The sequence below is a fragment of the Roseovarius sp. MBR-79 genome (assembly GCF_053628555.1).
Genome location: NZ_JBRJGP010000020.1, coordinates 1 through 17,812, shown reverse-complemented (window position 1 = coordinate 17,812; position 17,812 = coordinate 1). Strand labels below are relative to the sequence as shown.

Below are 17,812 nucleotides of genomic sequence, written 5' to 3'. Positions count from 1 at the left end.
CCTCTTGAGATGAGCAGACTCTCCCATTCCGAATTCCACATGGTTCATCGCATCGGCTGGTTGCGCGCCGCTGTGCTCGGTGCGAACGACGGCCTCGTTTCCACAGCGAGCCTCGTCGTCGGGGTCGCCGCGGCAGGTTCCGGGCGTCCCGAGATCCTGATTGCGGGTCTTGCCGGGCTCGTCGCCGGGGCGATGTCGATGGCTGCTGGCGAATACGTCTCCGTCAGTTCACAGACCGATGCAGAGCAGGCCGACATCGCGCGCGAAACCCGCGAACTGAGGGAAACACCCGAGGCCGAGCTCGACGAGCTCACACGCATCTACGTTGCGCGCGGGCTTGACGAAGGCCTCGCGCGCCAGGTCGCGATCCAGCTGACCGAGAAGGACGCGCTTGGCGCGCATTCGCGTGACGAGCTTGGCATCTCAGAGACGGTGACCGCGCATCCGATCCAGGCGGCCTTGGTGTCTGCGGCGACCTTTGCGGTCGGCGCTGTCATACCGCTCATCATTGCTGCGCTGGTTCCTGCGGCCCAGATCGCGCTCGTCGTCGCGGTCACCACTCTGATCGCGCTTTCAGTGCTCGGCGGACTTGGGGCATCGGTCGGCGGCGCGGGCATCGTCAAGGGCGCCGTTCGCGTCACGTTCTGGGGCGCGCTTGCCATGGCCGCGACCGCAGCGGTGGGTATGATCTTTGGTGTGGCGGTCGGCTAGGCGAGGTCGCGCGGAGTCAGCGGTGCAGTCGCTCGACGGTATCAACAAAATCAATAGCTTAAAGTGGAGAAGGTTGGATATCAGGCCCATCCCCTCCGCCACTTGCCCCCGCGAAAGCGTTCTCCCGACCCGTCTGCGGCCGGATTTTTCCGTTGTTTTCGAGGGTTATGCAGGGAGAACTGTCAACCGGCCCAAGTGTCAACAGAGCTGAAGGCCGTCTCTCAGGGCAGTTATTCTCTGGACCCGTCAACCAAACCCCTATGGTGCAGAGGGTTAGCGCTATGATTTCATTCACATAATTTTCATCTTGCGCGGCAACCGTTCGCGAATTCCATCCGCATGCAAAAGGGACCGTGATCCAACCCCGCTTCATCCATTCGACCCAGGTTCGCCTTGGGGCAGCGTGCCCTCTGCTTCCCAGTCTGCGTAGCATCGCCCATCGGCTAGCTTCCACAGTATGCGTCCGTTCGCGCTGGCTCCGATGACCGTTGCTGCTGCTGCAGACGCTGATGTGAAACTGTAGTCGCTGGCGAAGACCAACGTGCTGGCGTCTGCGCGAAGGACGCCCGATTTCAGAAGCGTCTCCCGAAGCGCGAGAGTGCCCTTAGGGATAGTGGGCGTAGTGCGTGCGCGGGCCTTTGAACCTGCCTTCACGACAAAGTCGCCCGATTGAGAGATCACCATTTCCGCGGAGAAGCCTTCCCCCCTGAAAAAGAAAACCGGGCTCGGATCGTCAGCGGTAGTAGTCAGTTGCTCCAGCGGTTCAGCGGCCCTGCCGCGCATCTCGCGGAACAGATCCCATCCGAGAGCACCTACAAGCGTCTTGGTCTGGTCGACGAACTCCTCCATGGCCGCCCTGTCGGGCAGCGGGAGCTTGCCAGCATCTTCGGAAGGACGTTTGCTGTTTGGGACGTGCCACCGTGGATTGCCTCCAACCGCACGGATTAGGCAAGCTTCCACATATCGCGCGTGGCTCTTTGTCAGATTTTCATCTTTGCTGATGAGTACAACGGTGTCGGTCCAGTAAGCCTTCGGGTCACGACCTGCGTCATTTGAATTGTGGGTGTAGAGCCGCGAACCAATGCCTTCAGACTCGCCGATATAGGCGATCAGCCTGTCGGGTTCATTTTCGTCTGAGCCAATGAGCAGGTAAACACCAGGACGTTCAATTTCGGGAAACGCCTCCCTTACTGTAAGCGTTTCCTGGACCGCACCTTCCCGATTTTCGCCTGACCTGCGATGCCGCTCCTGTTTAGAGATTGGGTGGGAGTATCGCGATGGCGACTACGGTGGAGTTTCTCAGGGACTACGGGGTGGACATACGGACCAACGGGCAGCGACGCTGGCCGGATGAGATCAAGGCGCGGATTGTGGCCGAGAGCCTGAAGCCGGGGGCGACGGTAAACTCGGTTGCTGCGCGGTATGGGCTTCGGGCGAACCATCTGTCGGAATGGCGCAGTCGGGCGCGTGATGGAAGGTTGGTTTTGCCTGCGGACGCGGATGGGTTTTGTTTCGCACCGATCATGCTGTCGGACGGGGGCGCTGCTGCCCCTGTGCCAGTTCTTTCAGAGCAGCCGGGCAAGTCCAAAGCGCCGCCCTCTGCATCCATCGAGATTGCCCTGGGCCAAGTGACAATCCGGCTGGACGGTGCCACGACAGCCACAAGAATTGCCGAGATCGTGCGGGCGATTGGGTCGTCGTCATGATGTTCCCGTCGAACCGTGTGCGGGTTCTGGTCTCGACGCAGCCTGTCGACTTCAGGAAGGGTCACGATGGCCTGGCGGCAATCGTGTCATCTGTGCTGCGCAAGGATCCGTTCACTGGCACGGTGTTTGTGTTCCGCTCGCGCCGGGCGGATCGGCTGAAGCTTTTGTATTGGGATGGCTCCGGTCTGGTGATGGCCTACAAGCGGCTGGAGGACGCGACATTCACCTGGCCCGCCATCAAGGACGGGGTGATGGCGCTGAACCATGCCCAGTTCGAGGCGCTGTTTGCCGGGCTTGACTGGCGCCGCGTGAAGGCGCTGGAGACACGCCCACCGGCTGCGGCAGAGTGAAACATCTGATTGATTTTGCGTGTTTTTACTGGGGTTTTATAGTAAGCCTTGGGCATGATTACTGTACCCGCCATAGACCTTTCCACCATACCTGCCGCGCAGCGCGCGGTCGTTTCTGCGTTGATGGAAACGATCGCATTGCTTCAGAATATCACGCGGCGGCAAGAGCATCTCATCGCCGAGTTGAACCACGCTTTGCATGGCAAAAAGTCGGAAAAGCTGACCGAGGATGAGCGGCAGCTGGCGTTTGAAGATTTGTCGATCGCACTGGCCGAGGTCGAGGCGCAGAAAGACCAACAGGCCGCCAAAACGGGTGCAAACGCTGCCGCTGATGGACGTGCCGCCCGGGAACACCCTGCCGGATCCGTATTCCGACAACGCCGCCGGGATCGGCCAGCCCGCATTCCCCTGGCGCGGGCGCATCACCGTCGCTCCGGCGGCGGGCTTTGCCGGGACCGTCGACAGGACCGCCACGGCCGCGGCGCAAGTTTCGGCGCTCTTCGGGGAAGCCGCGGTCGGCGATTTTGCGGTTGCGGGAGAAGCGGTGAGCTATACCGGCGCCGCCGACGACTGGGGCCTGCGCCGGATGGTGCTGCACTACGCCCATCTCTGCGCGGCGGCGGGTGGCGTGGATGCCTTCCTGATCGGCTCGGAGATGCGCGGGCTGACCACCGTCCGCTCGGACGGCGACAGCTATCCTGCGGTGCAGGAGTTTCAGATGCTCGCGGCCGATGCGCGTGCGATCCTCGGGCCGTCGACAAAGATCGGCTATGCCGCCGACTGGTCGGAGTATTTCGGCCACCAGCCGGCGGACGGCAGCGGCGACGTATTCTTTCATCTCGATCCGCTCTGGACGGACGCGAACATCGATTTCATCGGCATCGACAACTACATGCCGCTCTCGGACTGGCGCGACGGATTTGAGCATCTCGATGGTGAGGGGGCGAGCGCCATCGGTTCGAGCGAGCCCCCGAACGAGGGCTGGCCCGCGATCCACGACCGGACCTATCTGCAGTCGAACATCGCGGGCGGCGAAGGGTTCGAGTGGTTCTATGCCTCCGACGCCGACCGCGCCGCGCAGGTGAGGACGCCGATCACCAACGGCGCCGCCAGCAAACCGTGGGTGTTTCGTTTCAAGGATCTGCGCGCCTGGTGGTCGAACGCGCATTTCGATCGCCCGGGCGGGGTGGAGAGCGCCGTGCCCACGGCATGGGCGCCGCAATCCAAGCCGATCTGGTTCACCGAACTCGGCTGCCCCGCCATCGACCGGGGCACCAACCAGCCCAACGTCTTCGTCGATCCGAAGTCGGCGGAAAGCGCGGTGCCGCATTTCTCGCGGGGCTGGCGCGACGATGCCATCCAGCGGGCCTATCTCGAGGCGACATATCTGCATTGGGGCGAGGTCGCGAACAACCCGGTCTCCAATGTCTACGGTGGCCCGATGGTCCATCTCCCCGAATGCGCCGCCTGGACCTGGGACGCGCGGCCCTATCCGTTCTTCCCCGAACTCAGTGATGTCTGGACCGACGGGGCGAACTGGCGGCGCGGACACTGGCTGACCGGTCGGCTCGGCGCGGTATCGCTGGCGGCGCTGGTGCGCCATCTCTGCCTGCGCGCCGGTCTGCCCGAGGCGATGGTCGACGTCTCCGGCCTCTGGGGCGCGGTCGAGGGCTACGTGATCACCGCGCTCGAATCCCCGCGCGCCTCGATCGCGCCGCTCGCCCGGCATTTCGGGTTTGATGCCGTCGAAACCGAGGGCGTGATCCGCTTCATGATGCGCGGCCGGGCGGCGGTCGCCACCGTCACGCCCGACGATCTGGTCGCCCCGAACGCAGGCAGCGGGGCCCGCGACGGCGACGTGCTCGAACTGACGCGGGGCCAGGAGACCGAACTGCCGCAGGCCCTGAAATGGCAGATCGCGCGCGCCGACGAGGATTACGACGCCGCCGTCGTCGAGGCGCGGCGCATCACCGTGGACACGGGCCGCGTTGCCTCGGAGACCTTCCCGATGGCGGTGCCGCCCGAGGAGGCCGAGCGCCGCGCCCGCCGGGCGCTGATGGAGGCGTGGGTGGGCCGCGAGGGCGCCGCGTTCCGCCTGCCACCCTCGCGCCTCGCGCTCGACCCGGCCGATGTGGTGGCGCTCGACCATGACGGGCGGCTGGTCGATCTGCGTCTCGTCTCGGTCGCCGACGCCGGGGCGCGCGGCATCGAGGCCGTGCGCCAGGATCGCGAGGCTTACGATCTGCCGCCCGGGCAGGCCCGGACCACGGCGCTCTCGAAGGCCATCGTGTTCGGCCCGCCGGAGGCGGTGCTGATGGACCTGCCGCAGATCGGCGAGGACCAGTCGGCGCACCGGCCGTTCATTGTGGCCCACGCCGTTCCCTGGCCGGGCGAGATGGCTGTCTACCGCAGCCCCGCGACCGATGGCTTCGATCTGCTGACCAGTTTGGGCGGCCGGGCGCGGATCGGGGCGCTGGCGTTCGACTTCTGGTCCGGCTCCGTCTCGCGCTTCGATCTGGGCAACGTCCTGATCGTCGATCTGCTCACCGGCACGCTGGAGAGCGTCACGGATCTGGCGCTGTTCGGCGGCGCCAACGCACTCGCCATCGAGAGCGCGCCGGGAACCTGGGAGATCGTCCAGGCGGGGGCGGCCGAACTGCTGGCGCCGGGCCGCTATCGCCTGACCCGCCTGCTGCGCGGCCTGCGCGGCACCGAGGGCGCCATGGGCAACCCGGCCCCCGCAGGCGCGCGGGTCGTGGTGCTGGAAAGCACGCTCGCCTCGCTGCCGATCGCCGAGGCCGATCTCGGGCTGCCGTGGAACTGGCGCATCGGTCCCGCCAGCCGCCCGGTCAGCGACGAAACCTATGTCGCCACCAGCTTCACGCCCGAGGGCGTGGGGCTACGGCCGTTCTCGGTCGCGCATGTCGAGCAGCCATGGCGCAGGCCGCGCACGCCGGGCGATATGACGATCCGCTGGACGCGGCGGTCTCGCGCGCTTTCGGCCGACAGTTGGGGCACGGTCGACGCGCCGCTTGCCGAAGAAGCCGAGGCCTACGAGGTCGAGATCCTCGACGGCGCGGTCGTGAAACGGACCCTATCCACTGCCAGCACCAGCGCGGTCTACTCTGCCGCCGACCAGACTACCGATTGGGGCGCGCCGCTCGGCCCCGGCGACACGCTCGACATCCGCATCTTCCAGCTCTCCGCCCGCATCGGCCGGGGCGCGCCGAAGACCGTCACGCTGAGTTTCTGAAGGATAGATCATGGCCGATGCCACCACGAACCTGCTCCTGCCCTACATCCTGGCGGCACAGGCGCAGAAGCACGTCACCCACAACGAGGCGCTGCGGATCCTCGACGGGCTCGTCCAGCTCTCCGTCAAGGACCGGGATCTGACCACCCCGCCCGGTAGCTCCGCCGCTGGCGACCGCTACATCGTTGGCAGCGTCGGCACCGGCGACTGGGCTGGCTGGGACCTGAACGTCGCGCTCTGGACCGACGGCGCCTGGCTCCGCCTGCCGCCCCGAGCGGGGTGGCGGGCGTGGGTCGAGGACGAGAATCTGCTTCTGGTCTACGACGGCTCAGGCTGGATCGGCACCACACCCGCAGCGCTGCAAAATCTCTCGCTGCTGGGGCTGGGCACGACAGCCGACGCCGCCAATCCGTTCTCGGCCAAGCTCAACGCTGCGCTCTGGACGGCGAAGACCGGGGCCGAGGGCGGCACCGGCGATCTCTTCTACACCATGAACAAGGAGGCCGAGGGCGACGATCTCGGGCTGACGCTCCAGACCGGCTTTTCTACCCGCGCATTGCTCGGCCTCTTCGGGTCGGACAGGTTCCGGCTCGCTGTCTCCTCCGACGGCAGCACCTTCCTCGACGGGCTGAGCGTCGACAACGCCACCGGCATCGCCGACCAGCCCCGACTGCCACGCTTCAAGGCATACACCAACTTCGACAACTATGTCGGCGTCGACACCTGGACCAAGATCGCCATCAACAACACCGACTACAACGATCAGGGCGCCTTCGACGCCGCCAACAACCGCTTCGTCGCGCCCGCAGACGGCACCTACCTCTTCGGCGCGACGCTGCTCTACAAGGTCAACGCCAGCACCACGGCCCGCATGCGCGGACGGCTGGTGCTGAACGGCACGACGGAAATCCGCGGCTCCTTCGGCGAGACCAGCGGCAGCCACGTCTCGCTCGCCACCGCGCTCTGGCTGCAGACCATGGTGCCGCTCACTGCGGGCGATACCGTCGAGCTGCAAGGGTATTTCCGGGTCGCGGATGGCTTCTTCGCGGCCGAGCAGACGTCCTTCTGGGGCTGCAAGGCCGGGTGATCATGATGAATCGCTGGCTGCCGAACCTTGCCGCCGATATGCTTGCCTCATGAATGAGGAAGATGAAAAGCGGATTGCGGCTTACCTCGCCAAGGCGATGGCGATAATCTGCGTTCGCAATAGTCGGCTCGAAGATCTGCATGCCGGACAGGTGCCCACCAGCCGAACCGGCGACGGGAGCGATGTTACCGTCATTGACGCCGACGGCAACCGGATCCCCTGGAAAGATGTCTCCCGCATCGACGACGACGAAATGCGCGCCTTGATGCGCGACATCGTCAATCGCCTCTACACATTCCACCTCAAGTCCGACGAGCCCGGCCTTCGTGAGGAAATCGAACGATGGTTGACGGTGGCCGGGAAATGGGAAGATCCGCAGATTGATATCCGGATGACAGGCGCTCAGGTGAAACCCGACCGGTGAATCCGTTCGGCGACACGCGCCTCGTGCGCCTCATTCGACGACCGGATAGAAAGGCCGCCCCCAATCCGCCTGCGGATTGACCATCATCAGATCGACAAAGACCGGCATCAGGAAGGCGAGGATCGCGGCGCCGTCGCGCACCTGCGCGCGGTTGACCCCGCTGTTCCAGGTCGACCCGCCATGGACGAGCTGGTTGCGCAGGACATAGAGCCGGTCGAAGACGAAGCTCAGGACGCGGACGCTGTCGCCCGCCTGAAACGCTTGCGCGAAGCTGCGCGACGAGGCCCTGAACTTCTCTTCCCAATCCTCGAACCCGTCGATTCCGTTGTGATGCTGCCAGAACGGATTGAAGACATAGCGGTTTTCCATGAGCATCCGCACCGGCCCCGAGAACCGCTGCCACAGCGCCCTGTAGATGCGTCGCCCCTCGTCGCGCGCCACCAGCCTGCCGAAATAGTCGACGAAGGCGGCACGCTCGCCGGGGACCGCCGACTGGAATTCCCGCTCATCCGCATAGGCGGCATTGAACGCGATCCAGAGGAAGATGAAGCGGGCGTCGTCATCTTCGCCGCATGCCTCTGCGCGACCGATCCAGCTGATCGCGCGATGCGCGCGCAGGCCCATGGTTTCGGGAAAACCCGCGCGAATGGCGCGCTGTTTGGCTTTCAGGCCGGCATGGTCGAGAACATCCGTCATCCTTCAATCCCTTCCAGAAACTCTGTTCACGGCAAGGCGTCGAAATCCGACCGCCGATAGCCGCCAATGAGGGCGCGCAGCCCCTCCGGCGCGATCACCTCGACCTTGTCGCCCCATTGATAGAGATGCCAGGCCATTTCCAGCCATCCCGCCGCGCTGAACCGGACGATCAGGCTTCCGTCATCCTGCGGCTCCAGAACCTGTGTTGGGTGAAAGCGGAATTCGGCGGCGCGCCCGGCGGCCTCGGGGACGAAACGCCAGATCACCTCGCCGTATTGCGCCGGGTCCTGATAGACGCCGAAGGCTTGCGCGGCGTATTGGCCCAGGTCGAACCCCGGCGCGAAGGCAAAGCTTTCGTCCAGCACTTCGGCGGCATGGATCCGGTCCATGCGAAAGTTCAGCATCGTCTCGCCGCGCGCGGGCTGCCGCGCCACAAGGTAGCTGCGGTGCCCGAGCAGCAGCCCGTGCGGCTCGATCATCCGGGGTACCGCGTCCGCCGATCCGTAGGTGACGCGCAGGCGAAACGGTCCGCGCAGCGCCTCGATCACCGCCTCCGTCACCTCGGGTCGCAGGGCGACGGTCGGACCGGGGCGCATGACCTGGCCGAGCCCCGCCAGCACCGCCTCGGCGTCGGCCTCGGACCGGCAGGCATCACGCGGGGTCAGCCGTGCCAAGAGCCCGTCACGCAGATCCTCAAGCGCGCGGGCATGGCGCAGTCTTGCCTCGTCCCGGGCTGTGCGTGCGGCGATTTCCAGCGCCTCGACGGTGGTTTCCTGTCGCGGTTGCAGCCGTTCGGGCGGGGGTGCCGCCAGCCGCCAATAGCGTCGGCGATCCTCGGCATCGGTGATCGTGACATTGGCAAAGGCCCCTTCCAGCGCCTCGGTCATTCGCTGCGCGGTGCGGTGCGAGACGTCGAATTCGGTGCAGATATCCTCAAGGCTGATGCCCCCGCGCCGCGCGGCGGCCATCCGGGCAAGACGGATCAGATCCTGGGCCTTGGCGAAAGACATTTGACCTCCATGCCAGAAATTGACACCATCCTAAGTTATTGATGGACTTGCGGTCTGTCGAGGTGATTCCCTCGGGGATCGGGTGTCGCAAGTATTGGAGCATTAATGAGGACCCTCGACGGCCGCACCTTCCTGTCCGCCTCGGATCTCATGCGCTTCATGGGATGCGCGCACGCGACGACCCTCGATCTGGCGCATATGCGCGGCACCGGCCCCGAGCCGCGCGAGGACAGCGAAGACGCCGCACTTCTGCAAAAGCAGGGCGATGCCCATGAAGCGGCGCATCTGGGGCGGTTGAAAGCATCGGGCAAAGACGTGATGGAGGTGGCGCACGGCGATCTGGCACAGAATGCCGAAGCCACCCGTGCGGCGCTAGCGGCGGGCCCCGATGTCGTGTTCCAGGGCGCTTTCCTGTCAGGCAACTGGGGTGGCTGGTCGGATTTCCTGGAACGAGTCGATCGCCCCTCGGCGCTTGGGGCGTTCAGCTATGAGGTGGCCGACACCAAACTGAAGCGCCGGCCGCACCCCAAACATGTGCTGCAACTTGTGCTTTATTCCGACCTGCTGACCGAGATTCAGGGTGTGGCACCGGAGTTCGCCCATGTCGAATTGGGCGACGGCACCCGTGCGACGCTGCGGCTGGCCGATTATGCCGCCTATGCCCGCATGGCGCGCGCGCGGCTTGAAGGGTTCATCGCCGATCCGCAGCCGACACGCCCCGTGCCCTGCGCCGATTGCAGCCTCTGCCGCTGGGGCGATCATTGCGCCGATGTCTGGCAAGCCGAGGACAGCCTGTTCAATGTCGCCAACGTCAGCCGTGGACAGGTCAAGAAGCTGGAAGCAGCGGGTATCCAGACCATGGAAGCCCTCGCCAGCCTCGATCATCCGATCCGCGGCATGGCGGAAAACACGCGCCTCCGCCTTGTCACGCAGGCCCGCCTGCAACAGGCCCGCAAGCAAGGGCCGCCTGCCCATGAGTTGCGCACGCCGGAGCCGGGCAAAGGGTTCGATCTTCTGCCAGGGCCGCAGCCGGGCGATTTGTTCTACGACATCGAAGGCGATCCGCATTTTGAGGGCGGTCTGGAATATCTGCATGGCGTCTGGTGCGACGGTCAGTTCCGTGCGTTCTGGGCGCACGACCATGCCGCCGAGGCGCGGGCGCTGTCTGAGTTGATGGAGTTCTTCCGCGCCCGCCTCGCGGCATATCCGGGCGCGCGCATCTATCACTATGCCGCCTATGAAATCACCGCGCTCAAGCGGTTGACCACGAAATACGGCATCGGCGAGTCTTTCCTTGACCGGCTTTTGCGCGAACGTCGCTTTGTCGATCTCTTCGCCGTCGTGCGCGGCGGGCTGATCGGGTCGGAGCCGAATTATTCCATCAAGTCGATGGAGGCCTTCTATGACCTCAAGCGCGACGGCGAGGTGAAGACGGCCGGCGGCTCGGTCGTGGCCTATGAACGGTGGCGCGAAACCGGCGATCAGCAGATCCTTGATGAGATCGAGGATTACAATCGCGTTGACTGCATCTCGACCGAGGAATTGCGCAACTGGCTGGTGGGCGTGCGACCAGATGGCCCCTCGCCGGTGCTTGCCCCCGATGCCGCTGACAAGGAGGTGGAGGAGGATGCCGACAGGCAGGCCTTGCGCGCGGGCCTCGCCGCCTCGGGCTTGCCGCAAGACCGGCAGGACATGCTTTTCGACCTCGGCCTCTTCCACAAGCGCGAGGCAAAGCCCGCACAATGGGCGGTGTTCGACAGTGCGGCCAAGGACGAGGATGATCTGATCGACGATCTCGACGCCCTTGCCGGGCTCGAAGCCGTGGGCGCGGCGGAACCCGTGAAACGCTCGATGGCACGCACCTATCGCTTCCCGCCGCAAGAGACGAAACTGCGCAGCGGCAGATCGGCGACAGTGCCGGTGTTCGACGGGCCGCCCGCCACGATCAGCATCGCCGCTCTGGACCGGGCCGCGCGCGAGATTACCCTCAAGGCGGGGACAGCGAAGGGGCATCTTCTGACGGACCGTCTGACGCTCCACCCGGACTGGCCGCTCAAAACCGACGTTATCGCCGCCGCCCTGCGGGATGTGATTGCCGATCAATGCGGGCCGCGCCGATTCACGGCCGTCGACGATCTGTTGTCTCGCGCGGCACCGCGCCTGACGACCGGTGCGAAGCCTGACCTGCTGGAGGGCGCTGAACCGGTTGTTGGCACGATTGCCGTCGTGGCCGCGATGGATGGCACCGTGCTGCCGATCCAGGGGCCACCGGGCACGGGCAAGACCTACGTCACCGCGCGCGCGATCCTGTCGCTGGTGCGCAAGGGTCACCGCGTTGGCGTGGCCTCGAACAGTCACGAGGCCATTCGCAACGTGCTGATGGGCTGCCTTGCTGCGCTGGAAGAGGACGACCCCGACATCACTCTGGAAAACGCCGAACTGGCCCACAAGGTCGGTATGGGTGAGGACGGCTATCCCGACGACTTCACTGGCATCACGCGCGCCACGTCGAACGACGATCCGGCGCTGGACCATGCCCATGTCATCGGCGGCACCGCCTGGTTCTTTGCGCGCCCGGAGTTCGAGCAGGCCTTTGACTGGATTTTCGTGGACGAGGCGGGACAGGTCGGCCTTGCCAACATGGTGGCCATGGGCCGCGCTGCGCGCAACATCGTGCTGGTCGGCGACCCGCGCCAGTTGCCTCAGGTGATTCAAGGGGCGCATCCGGACCCCGCGAACCTATCCTGTCTCGACTGGATGCTGGGCGATCATGCGACGGTGCCGCCGGATCGGGGTATATTCCTGCCCGTCTCGCGCCGGATGCACCCAGACGTCTGCCGGTTCATTTCCGATCAGGTCTATGAGGGGCGACTGACCAGCCACCCCGACACCGCCCGTCAGGCTGTGACCGGCACGTCGTTCCCGGCAGCGGGTGCGTTCTGGGTGCCGGTCCGGCATGAGGGCAATGCCCAGATCGCGCCAGAGGAAGTCGTGGCGATCCAGGCTGCCGCTCATGAACTGCTGACGGGCACATGGACCGAGAAGGACGGCACCACGCGTTCCATGCGGCAATCGGACATCATCGTCGTCGCACCCTACAACGCACAGGTGAACGCCCTGCGTGACGCGCTGCCCGAGGGCATTCGCGTCGGCACCGTGGACAAGTTCCAAGGCCAGGAAGCGCCCGTCTGCCTGGTCTCGATGACCGCCTCATCGGCCGAGGAATCGCCGCGCGGGATGGAGTTTCTGTTCTCCCTCAACCGCATCAACGTGGCGGTCTCGCGCGCCAAGGGGCTGGCGCTGGTCTTCGGCGCGCCGCGCCTGCGCGCGGCGAAATGCGAGACGGTCGAGCAGATGCGACTGGTGAACACGCTCTGTGCTCTGCCAGTATTCAGACAGAACGAAAGAGCAAATGCATGAGCGAGAACGATTGGTTTGTAATGCGTCCGCAGAAGGCTCAGGCCTATGGCCGCCCCGATGCCGGTGGCTTCCTTGTCCGCAAGGGCTCGACGGCGATGCGGGAAGGCTCCCCTCGTGTGAAGCGGGATCGCGAGGAGCGCGACCGTCTGGTTCGGCAAGGGGTCCTCGTCCCGGACAGTGACCCGGACCTGTATCGTTTTTCGCGCGATCACCTCTTCAGCAGCTCCAGTGTGGCCGGGGGCGTCGTCAAGGATGGAAACTGCAGCGGACCCCAAAGCTGGCGCAGGCCCTGTGATGGAAAGACGATCAAGGAAGCAATCGGCTAACCGTCCTGTTCGCGGTGATAGATTCAAACGTTAGGCGAGCAAATGAATAGTGTAAGTTCTGGCAACAGATTAAATGAAAACAGTCTTATGCGGCGCGGCCTGAGATGCACTCAATGTCCGTGAACCAAGAGATCAGCGCCAGAGCGCACGAAACGCACATGACAGGCGAGGCTTGGGCTACGTTTATTGCAGCTGAGCTGAAATCTACGTGCAAGGCGTACCTCGAGAAACCCGCCTTCCTTTTAGGGCATTCACGCACCGAAAAGCAGACCACGGCAGACTATGCTGGTCGCGAGCTTCTGGAGCTTGTTCAAAACGCGGCCGACGCAGCAAGTGAGATGGGTGGATTAGGACGAGTCCTAATCGAGGTGACGCAGGATGCACTATACGTCGCCAACACCGGGCAGCCGTTCCGGAGAGGTGGTGTCGCGTCCCTGATGACGGCACACACCAGCGACAAGCTAACGCGCGCGGCGCGCATGATCGGCGCGAAGGGGCTAGGGTTTCGTGCGATCCTGAATTGGACTGAGGCCCCCATCATCAGCAGTGGTGTGCTTGAGTTGGGGTTCTCGCGGACCCATGCACGCGCCGTGGTTGCTGAACTAGCTCATCAGAACGCTGAGATTGCTGCCAGCTTCAGCGGAGAGAATCCCAACTTACCGCCATTGCTTGTTTTTCCCGCCACCGGTGCGGAACTGGACTCACTAGGTGAATGCGGCACGCAGGCGGTTCTGCAGCATGCCCGTAGACTTCGAGAAGATGGATACGACACAGTTATCGCCGCACCTCTCGGCAGCACCAAGGCACTGAAGAGAGTCATTGAGCAAGCAACTCAGTTCCAGCCTAGCTTTCTCTTGTTCGTCCGAGCGTTGGACGAAATCTGCATTCGACTGCCCAACTACGATGAGAAGAGATGGACAAAGGGTGTGAAAGACGACGGCGATATATCGCTGTTGCTCGAATGTGGTTCGGAGGCCAGCACTCAAGATTGGATTGTCAGGCAACGAGTAGGTACTATTGGAGAGGGAGAAAACGTACGGGAATTTGAACTCGCCATAGCCATAAGGTCTGGTGAAACGAACGCGCCTGGCAAGTTGCACAGCTTCTTCCCAACCTCTCTGCCGCTACCGTTCTCAGGCCTCTTCCACGCCACACTGGAACTCGACTCTAGCCGCAAGACGATCAATGAAGATTCGCAGCACAACATCGAGGTTCTGCGAGCTCTTGGTCGTTTACACGCCGAGATGCTCACCGAACTCCGCAAAACGGGCCGCATTGCCGAACCGTTGGACTGGCTTATTGCGCATCAAGAATTTCCAGACGCGCTGAAACCAGTCGCAGAGGCCGCATGGCTGCGGGCAAAAGATCTACCCATCGTGCGGAGTATGGATCGTGTTTGGCGCAAACCCGACAAAGCACGAATTGGTCCAATAAATTATGCTGGATACCTGCCAGCACGACTTTTCGGCCAACTCGCCAGCGTCAGTTCAACCGCTGCAGAGGTGCTCCTGAGGCACGAACTGGGTGTGCCGATGGTGAGCACGAAAGATATTCTAAATACACTTCGGGACGCAGACCTCAGTTTCTCCGAGCGCGCAAAGGCAATAGTGGGTATCGCGAAAGCCTTTCCGGAAGACCAACATGATCGGCGTTTGTTGGTCGACATCAAAGGCAAGGAAATGTCATCGACGGCCACGGCATTTCCCCCTCCCTCCGACGAAGCCAAACGACACGGGCTTCCCGAATGGGCGAACGCGCGCTTCATCCATCCAGAGCTTTGGACCGAACTTCTGGCTGAGGCATCGGGAAACGTCGTCCGCGACAAAATCCACTCGCTGAAAGGGTTCCGTGTCGTCGAGTACAGCGCAGAAGCCGTCATCGCGGCGCTTCGCAGCAGAGTAACGGATCTTCTGAGGAAGAAGCGAAGCAACCCCGACCATCTGCAAGCGAGTTTTTTGGCCACCGTCTACTCTCTGCATGACCGGGGCCGAAACACGCCTCAAGGGGTTTTTCGGGTACGATGCAAAGAGGGACAATGGCGCGACATAACAACCGTCCATCTCTCTGAGGATTACGGAATAGTTGGACGCACCACGGCGGCTCTGTATCCTGGTCAGCCCGAACTCCTCATCGGCACCCCACTTGAAAATGGCTTCGACGAAGAGCCTGATGATTTGGTCGAGTTCCTTATATGGCTTGGCATTAATCCTTGGCCGCGAAAGATAAACGGGCCTCTGCCTGTCAAATGGCGTCAATCGGTGATTGACGCGGTACCAGAGAACTTTCAGGTCACCGACGGAAAAACCTCAAGAGAGATTAAGAGATCGGATCTCTCTTGGGGCTACACGGTCAATGCAACTCATGACACCGTCGACGGACTTGAACGTATTCTCAGCGATGCACCAGCCGAGGCCATTCTAGCATGGCTCGCTCATGATCCTCGGCTTGATCCACTTGCCCCCATTCCGGCTTTCAGCATCAGGTTGGAAGCTCGAGAAAATGGCTTATCAAAGTTTCGGGCATATCCGGGAACTCTTCCCAACACGGTTCATCTCGATATCCAGACGAGTGCATGGCTCGATTGCCAAGACGGACTGCGCTATGCTCCAAGAGACGCGATGATCGAGCCGGGGGTTCTCTCCGCACTATTCCAGGCACCCCGTGCACGCAGTTCGACTAGCGAGATAGAATTCGGACTCGATAAGGCACATTGGCGAAGAGGCCTTGAGCGTGCAGGCGTGGTGCGAAATCTGGATGACCTCCCCGAATCACAGGTGTATCGGCTTCTTGCTTCACTTCCAGCACGGCAGATCAAGCCAGAGATAGGGAGCAGACTTTTTCTCCAGATCTTGGAACGAGAAACGTTCGACCCGGAGCGTGGGGGAGTGGACGGAATTACATTTCGTGCAGAAGGGAAACTACCTGTCCAGTTTGGAGGACGCCGAGTTTGGGCTGAACGGGAGGGAGTTCTTTACGCCCAGCGTGATGACTTTCCTTCCGTTGCAAAGTCCCACCTGCGACTCCTCGATTTACCGTCTCGTCGGAATGCTAAACAGGTGATGGCGCGTTTCGGCGTCTCCACACTGCAGAAGGATGCGCTCAATCTCAGGATTTACTCCGTGGATGAGGTTGTTGAGGGCGATTCCATCACTTTGCGGTCACGCTTTGATCTATCGAGGCCTTACATAGCGGCCCTGCGCAAAGCGCTATCTCCTGACGGCACTCATCTACGTCGCCTAGAAGCAGTTCAGCTTAAGGTCGCGTCTCATGCCGAGATGGAGCTGTCAATCAACGGCGCGACGATCGTCGAGAAATTGGACCCATGGCGTCACAGCTTCGATGGTGACACATTGATCATTACGGTCGACGGCACCAGAAGCTTTGAAGAGTTGATGGATCTCGGATGCCATGCAGTGGCGGATGGGCTTGCGGAGCTTTTTGAACTACAAAGCGGCGCAGATTTTATGCCTTTCTTGGCGTCTTCTACGGACGCGTTGCGTCGCGCCCATCTTCAACGCGCCCTACCTTCATTTAGCGAGGAAGAACTTGCTTCATTGATCGGAGGCATCGATCACGCATTTGTCTCTCCGTTTGCACCTGACGTGGATGCGGAGACGTTGGCTGCCGGGCCGGCAGCGGCCGCGAGCAAGTCGCGCGGTGGGCTAGCTTCATCCTCTGCGGATAGCGGGAACGACGAGTTGGGGCCAGACCCGGACGAGGTTCAAAGTGGAGCCAAACCGTCCGAGGTCGAGTTGACTGTTCAAGAGCGTCAGCCGCAGAACAATACATCGTTGGAGCGCGCGTCTTTCCCGCGGCGCACGCTACGCGTTTCAGGGCCTACAGGTCACGTCCCAAGTCCAAATGGTACTGACCCACACCGTGCGGCGGATGCGGAGCATTGGACTGCAGCGTTCGAACGCGCCAACGGCCGATGGCCCCAGCTGGTTGCCCACTTGCAGGGCACAAGGGCTTTTGGCTGTGACTATCTGACTTTTGACAGCGAAGGGGATCGTTCGGCATTCTTGAAGAATCCAACAAGAATCGAACTGGTCAGCCGTTTTATCGAGACAAAGTCCGGTAGTGTTCGATTTTCGGACAATGAATGGCTAGCCGCAAACAACCTGGGTGAACGATACTTCATATATCGGATCAGCTTTAGCGAAGGAGGTCGCGATCAAGCCCAACTGACTGTAGTGCGCAACCCTTCTGCTCGGGGAGAAGCGATACGGACCGAAAGAGAATTGTTGGTCGACAAGGTGAACGGACGAGAGGAATTTGACTTGGTCGTCGCCGAGCCCCTAGTAGAAGAGCAGCCCGAAGCGCACGTTGCTGCTGCAAAACAAACTTGAAGGCAGGAGATAGGGTGGATGCCGCTCTTCCATGTCAGCATCGCGATGTGCAAAACTCTCGGTGCAAAACCACAGGCTGAAGTGAGGTGTAATTTACTACAATAAAATCAGTGGTTTGCGGGGTGGAGAAGGTTAGATTTCAGGCCCGTCCCCTCCGCCAAAAAATCCCTTTAGACATTTGAAAATAAACAATAATCATGAGGAAAAACTGATTACAAACCACATTTAAGACCACATTAATGCCGACCCTTGGAGGCAAAAACCCCTCAGGGGTAGTGAACTCCCTTGATTGGAGTCAGCCCTGCCGCATAGCCTCGAAGCATGCTCAATGATGAACCCGATGAGGACGATCAACCGAGCGACGCGGTGATGCGCGAGATCGAGCGGTAATCCCCCCCGAAATTAAGGGGCTTCAAAAGTAGAATTTTCTCGGCAAGATGAACGAGGAGAATTCGAATGAAGACAAGCAGATACACTGAA

At 62.3% G+C, this 17,812-nt stretch carries 12 protein-coding genes and 1 pseudogene; 9 read left to right on the top strand and 4 right to left on the bottom strand.

Going from position 1 to position 17,812, the window contains the following annotated elements; all coding sequences use genetic code 11:
- The first annotated feature begins 9 nt into the window (after window positions 1-9).
- Entirely contained in the window at window positions 10-711 is a 702-nt protein-coding gene (locus ACSSV8_RS16725) for a VIT1/CCC1 transporter family protein (RefSeq protein WP_454283212.1), read from the top strand.
- A gap of 369 nt (window positions 712-1,080) precedes the next feature.
- Here the strand turns inward: ACSSV8_RS16725 and ACSSV8_RS16720 are convergent, their stop codons facing one another.
- The gene (locus ACSSV8_RS16720) at window positions 1,081-1,560 is read right to left on the bottom strand and encodes a DUF4357 domain-containing protein (RefSeq protein WP_454283211.1); all 480 of its coding nucleotides are present in this window, start codon (window positions 1,558-1,560) and stop codon (window positions 1,081-1,083) included.
- A gap of 428 nt (window positions 1,561-1,988) precedes the next feature.
- On the opposite strand from ACSSV8_RS16720, the gene tnpA reads away from it, so the two are divergent.
- Together tnpA and tnpB are read left to right on the top strand one after the other, a co-directional pair.
- Window positions 1,989-2,417 carry an IS66-like element accessory protein TnpA gene (gene tnpA, locus ACSSV8_RS16715; RefSeq protein ID WP_454283210.1) on the top strand — a complete coding sequence of 143 codons (429 nt, stop codon included), beginning with the start codon at window positions 1,989-1,991 and terminating at the stop codon, window positions 2,415-2,417.
- Window positions 2,414-2,767, top strand: a complete 354-nt coding sequence (gene tnpB / locus ACSSV8_RS16710; RefSeq protein ID WP_454283209.1) for an IS66 family insertion sequence element accessory protein TnpB — start codon at window positions 2,414-2,416, stop codon at window positions 2,765-2,767. The genes tnpA and tnpB overlap by 4 nt, the downstream gene beginning before the upstream one ends.
- A gap of 36 nt (window positions 2,768-2,803) precedes the next feature.
- Here tnpB and ACSSV8_RS16705 read toward each other — a convergent pair whose 3' ends face one another.
- On the bottom strand, window positions 2,804-3,190 hold the full coding sequence (locus tag ACSSV8_RS16705; RefSeq protein ID WP_454283237.1) for a hypothetical protein: 387 nt from the start codon (window positions 3,188-3,190) through the stop codon (window positions 2,804-2,806).
- Between ACSSV8_RS16705 and ACSSV8_RS16700 the strand changes: the two are divergent.
- From ACSSV8_RS16700 to ACSSV8_RS16690, 3 genes and pseudogenes are all read left to right on the top strand, one after another.
- Window positions 3,096-6,020 (top strand): annotated as a pseudogene (locus ACSSV8_RS16700) (baseplate multidomain protein megatron); the annotation flags it as partial. The gene ACSSV8_RS16705 and the pseudogene ACSSV8_RS16700 sit on opposite strands and share 95 nt — an antisense overlap.
- A gap of 10 nt (window positions 6,021-6,030) precedes the next feature.
- Window positions 6,031-7,107: a DUF2793 domain-containing protein gene (locus ACSSV8_RS16695; RefSeq protein ID WP_454283208.1), complete on the top strand. Its 1,077-nt coding sequence runs from the start codon at window positions 6,031-6,033 to the stop codon at window positions 7,105-7,107.
- 49 nt (window positions 7,108-7,156) lie between these two features.
- Window positions 7,157-7,531, top strand: a complete 375-nt coding sequence (locus ACSSV8_RS16690) for a hypothetical protein (RefSeq protein WP_454283207.1) — start codon at window positions 7,157-7,159, stop codon at window positions 7,529-7,531.
- Window positions 7,532-7,561: 30 nt separating this feature from the next.
- Here the strand turns inward: ACSSV8_RS16690 and ACSSV8_RS16685 are convergent, their stop codons facing one another.
- A complete protein-coding gene (locus ACSSV8_RS16685; protein ID WP_454283206.1) occupies window positions 7,562-8,227 on the bottom strand; it encodes a hypothetical protein in 666 nt (221 codons plus the stop codon).
- Window positions 8,228-8,253: 26 nt separating this feature from the next.
- Complete coding sequence (locus ACSSV8_RS16680) at window positions 8,254-9,237, bottom strand: helix-turn-helix transcriptional regulator (RefSeq protein WP_454283205.1); 984 nt, start codon at window positions 9,235-9,237, stop codon at window positions 8,254-8,256.
- A 105-nt stretch (window positions 9,238-9,342) separates the two neighbouring features.
- Between ACSSV8_RS16680 and ACSSV8_RS16675 the strand changes: the two genes are divergently transcribed.
- From ACSSV8_RS16675 to ACSSV8_RS16665, 3 genes are all read left to right on the top strand, one after another.
- Entirely contained in the window at window positions 9,343-12,657 is a 3,315-nt protein-coding gene (locus tag ACSSV8_RS16675; protein WP_454283204.1) for a TM0106 family RecB-like putative nuclease, read from the top strand.
- On the top strand, window positions 12,654-12,983 hold the full coding sequence (locus tag ACSSV8_RS16670; RefSeq protein WP_454283203.1) for a DUF4357 domain-containing protein: 330 nt from the start codon (window positions 12,654-12,656) through the stop codon (window positions 12,981-12,983). The genes ACSSV8_RS16675 and ACSSV8_RS16670 overlap by 4 nt, the downstream gene beginning before the upstream one ends.
- 119 nt (window positions 12,984-13,102) lie before the next feature.
- On the top strand, window positions 13,103-17,332 hold the full coding sequence (locus ACSSV8_RS16665; RefSeq protein WP_454283202.1) for a sacsin N-terminal ATP-binding-like domain-containing protein: 4,230 nt from the start codon (window positions 13,103-13,105) through the stop codon (window positions 17,330-17,332).
- The last annotated feature ends 480 nt before the right edge of the window (window positions 17,333-17,812 follow it).

Excerpts from the sequence above, each read along its gene's own strand:
- ACSSV8_RS16725 (WP_454283212.1), top strand. The coding sequence starts at position 10 with ATGAGCAGACTCTCCCATTCCGAATTCCACATGGTTCATCGCATCGGC.
- ACSSV8_RS16720 (WP_454283211.1), bottom strand. The coding sequence starts at position 1,560 with ATGGAGGAGTTCGTCGACCAGACCAAGACGCTTGTAGGTGCTCTCGGA.
- tnpA (WP_454283210.1), top strand. The coding sequence starts at position 1,989 with ATGGCGACTACGGTGGAGTTTCTCAGGGACTACGGGGTGGACATACGG.
- tnpB (WP_454283209.1), top strand. The coding sequence starts at position 2,414 with ATGATGTTCCCGTCGAACCGTGTGCGGGTTCTGGTCTCGACGCAGCCT.
- ACSSV8_RS16705 (WP_454283237.1), bottom strand. The coding sequence starts at position 3,190 with ATGCGCCCGCGCCAGGGGAATGCGGGCTGGCCGATCCCGGCGGCGTTG.
- ACSSV8_RS16695 (WP_454283208.1), top strand. The coding sequence starts at position 6,031 with ATGGCCGATGCCACCACGAACCTGCTCCTGCCCTACATCCTGGCGGCA.
- ACSSV8_RS16690 (WP_454283207.1), top strand. The coding sequence starts at position 7,157 with ATGAATGAGGAAGATGAAAAGCGGATTGCGGCTTACCTCGCCAAGGCG.
- ACSSV8_RS16685 (WP_454283206.1), bottom strand. The coding sequence starts at position 8,227 with ATGACGGATGTTCTCGACCATGCCGGCCTGAAAGCCAAACAGCGCGCC.
- ACSSV8_RS16680 (WP_454283205.1), bottom strand. The coding sequence starts at position 9,237 with ATGTCTTTCGCCAAGGCCCAGGATCTGATCCGTCTTGCCCGGATGGCC.
- ACSSV8_RS16675 (WP_454283204.1), top strand. The coding sequence starts at position 9,343 with ATGAGGACCCTCGACGGCCGCACCTTCCTGTCCGCCTCGGATCTCATG.
- ACSSV8_RS16670 (WP_454283203.1), top strand. The coding sequence starts at position 12,654 with ATGAGCGAGAACGATTGGTTTGTAATGCGTCCGCAGAAGGCTCAGGCC.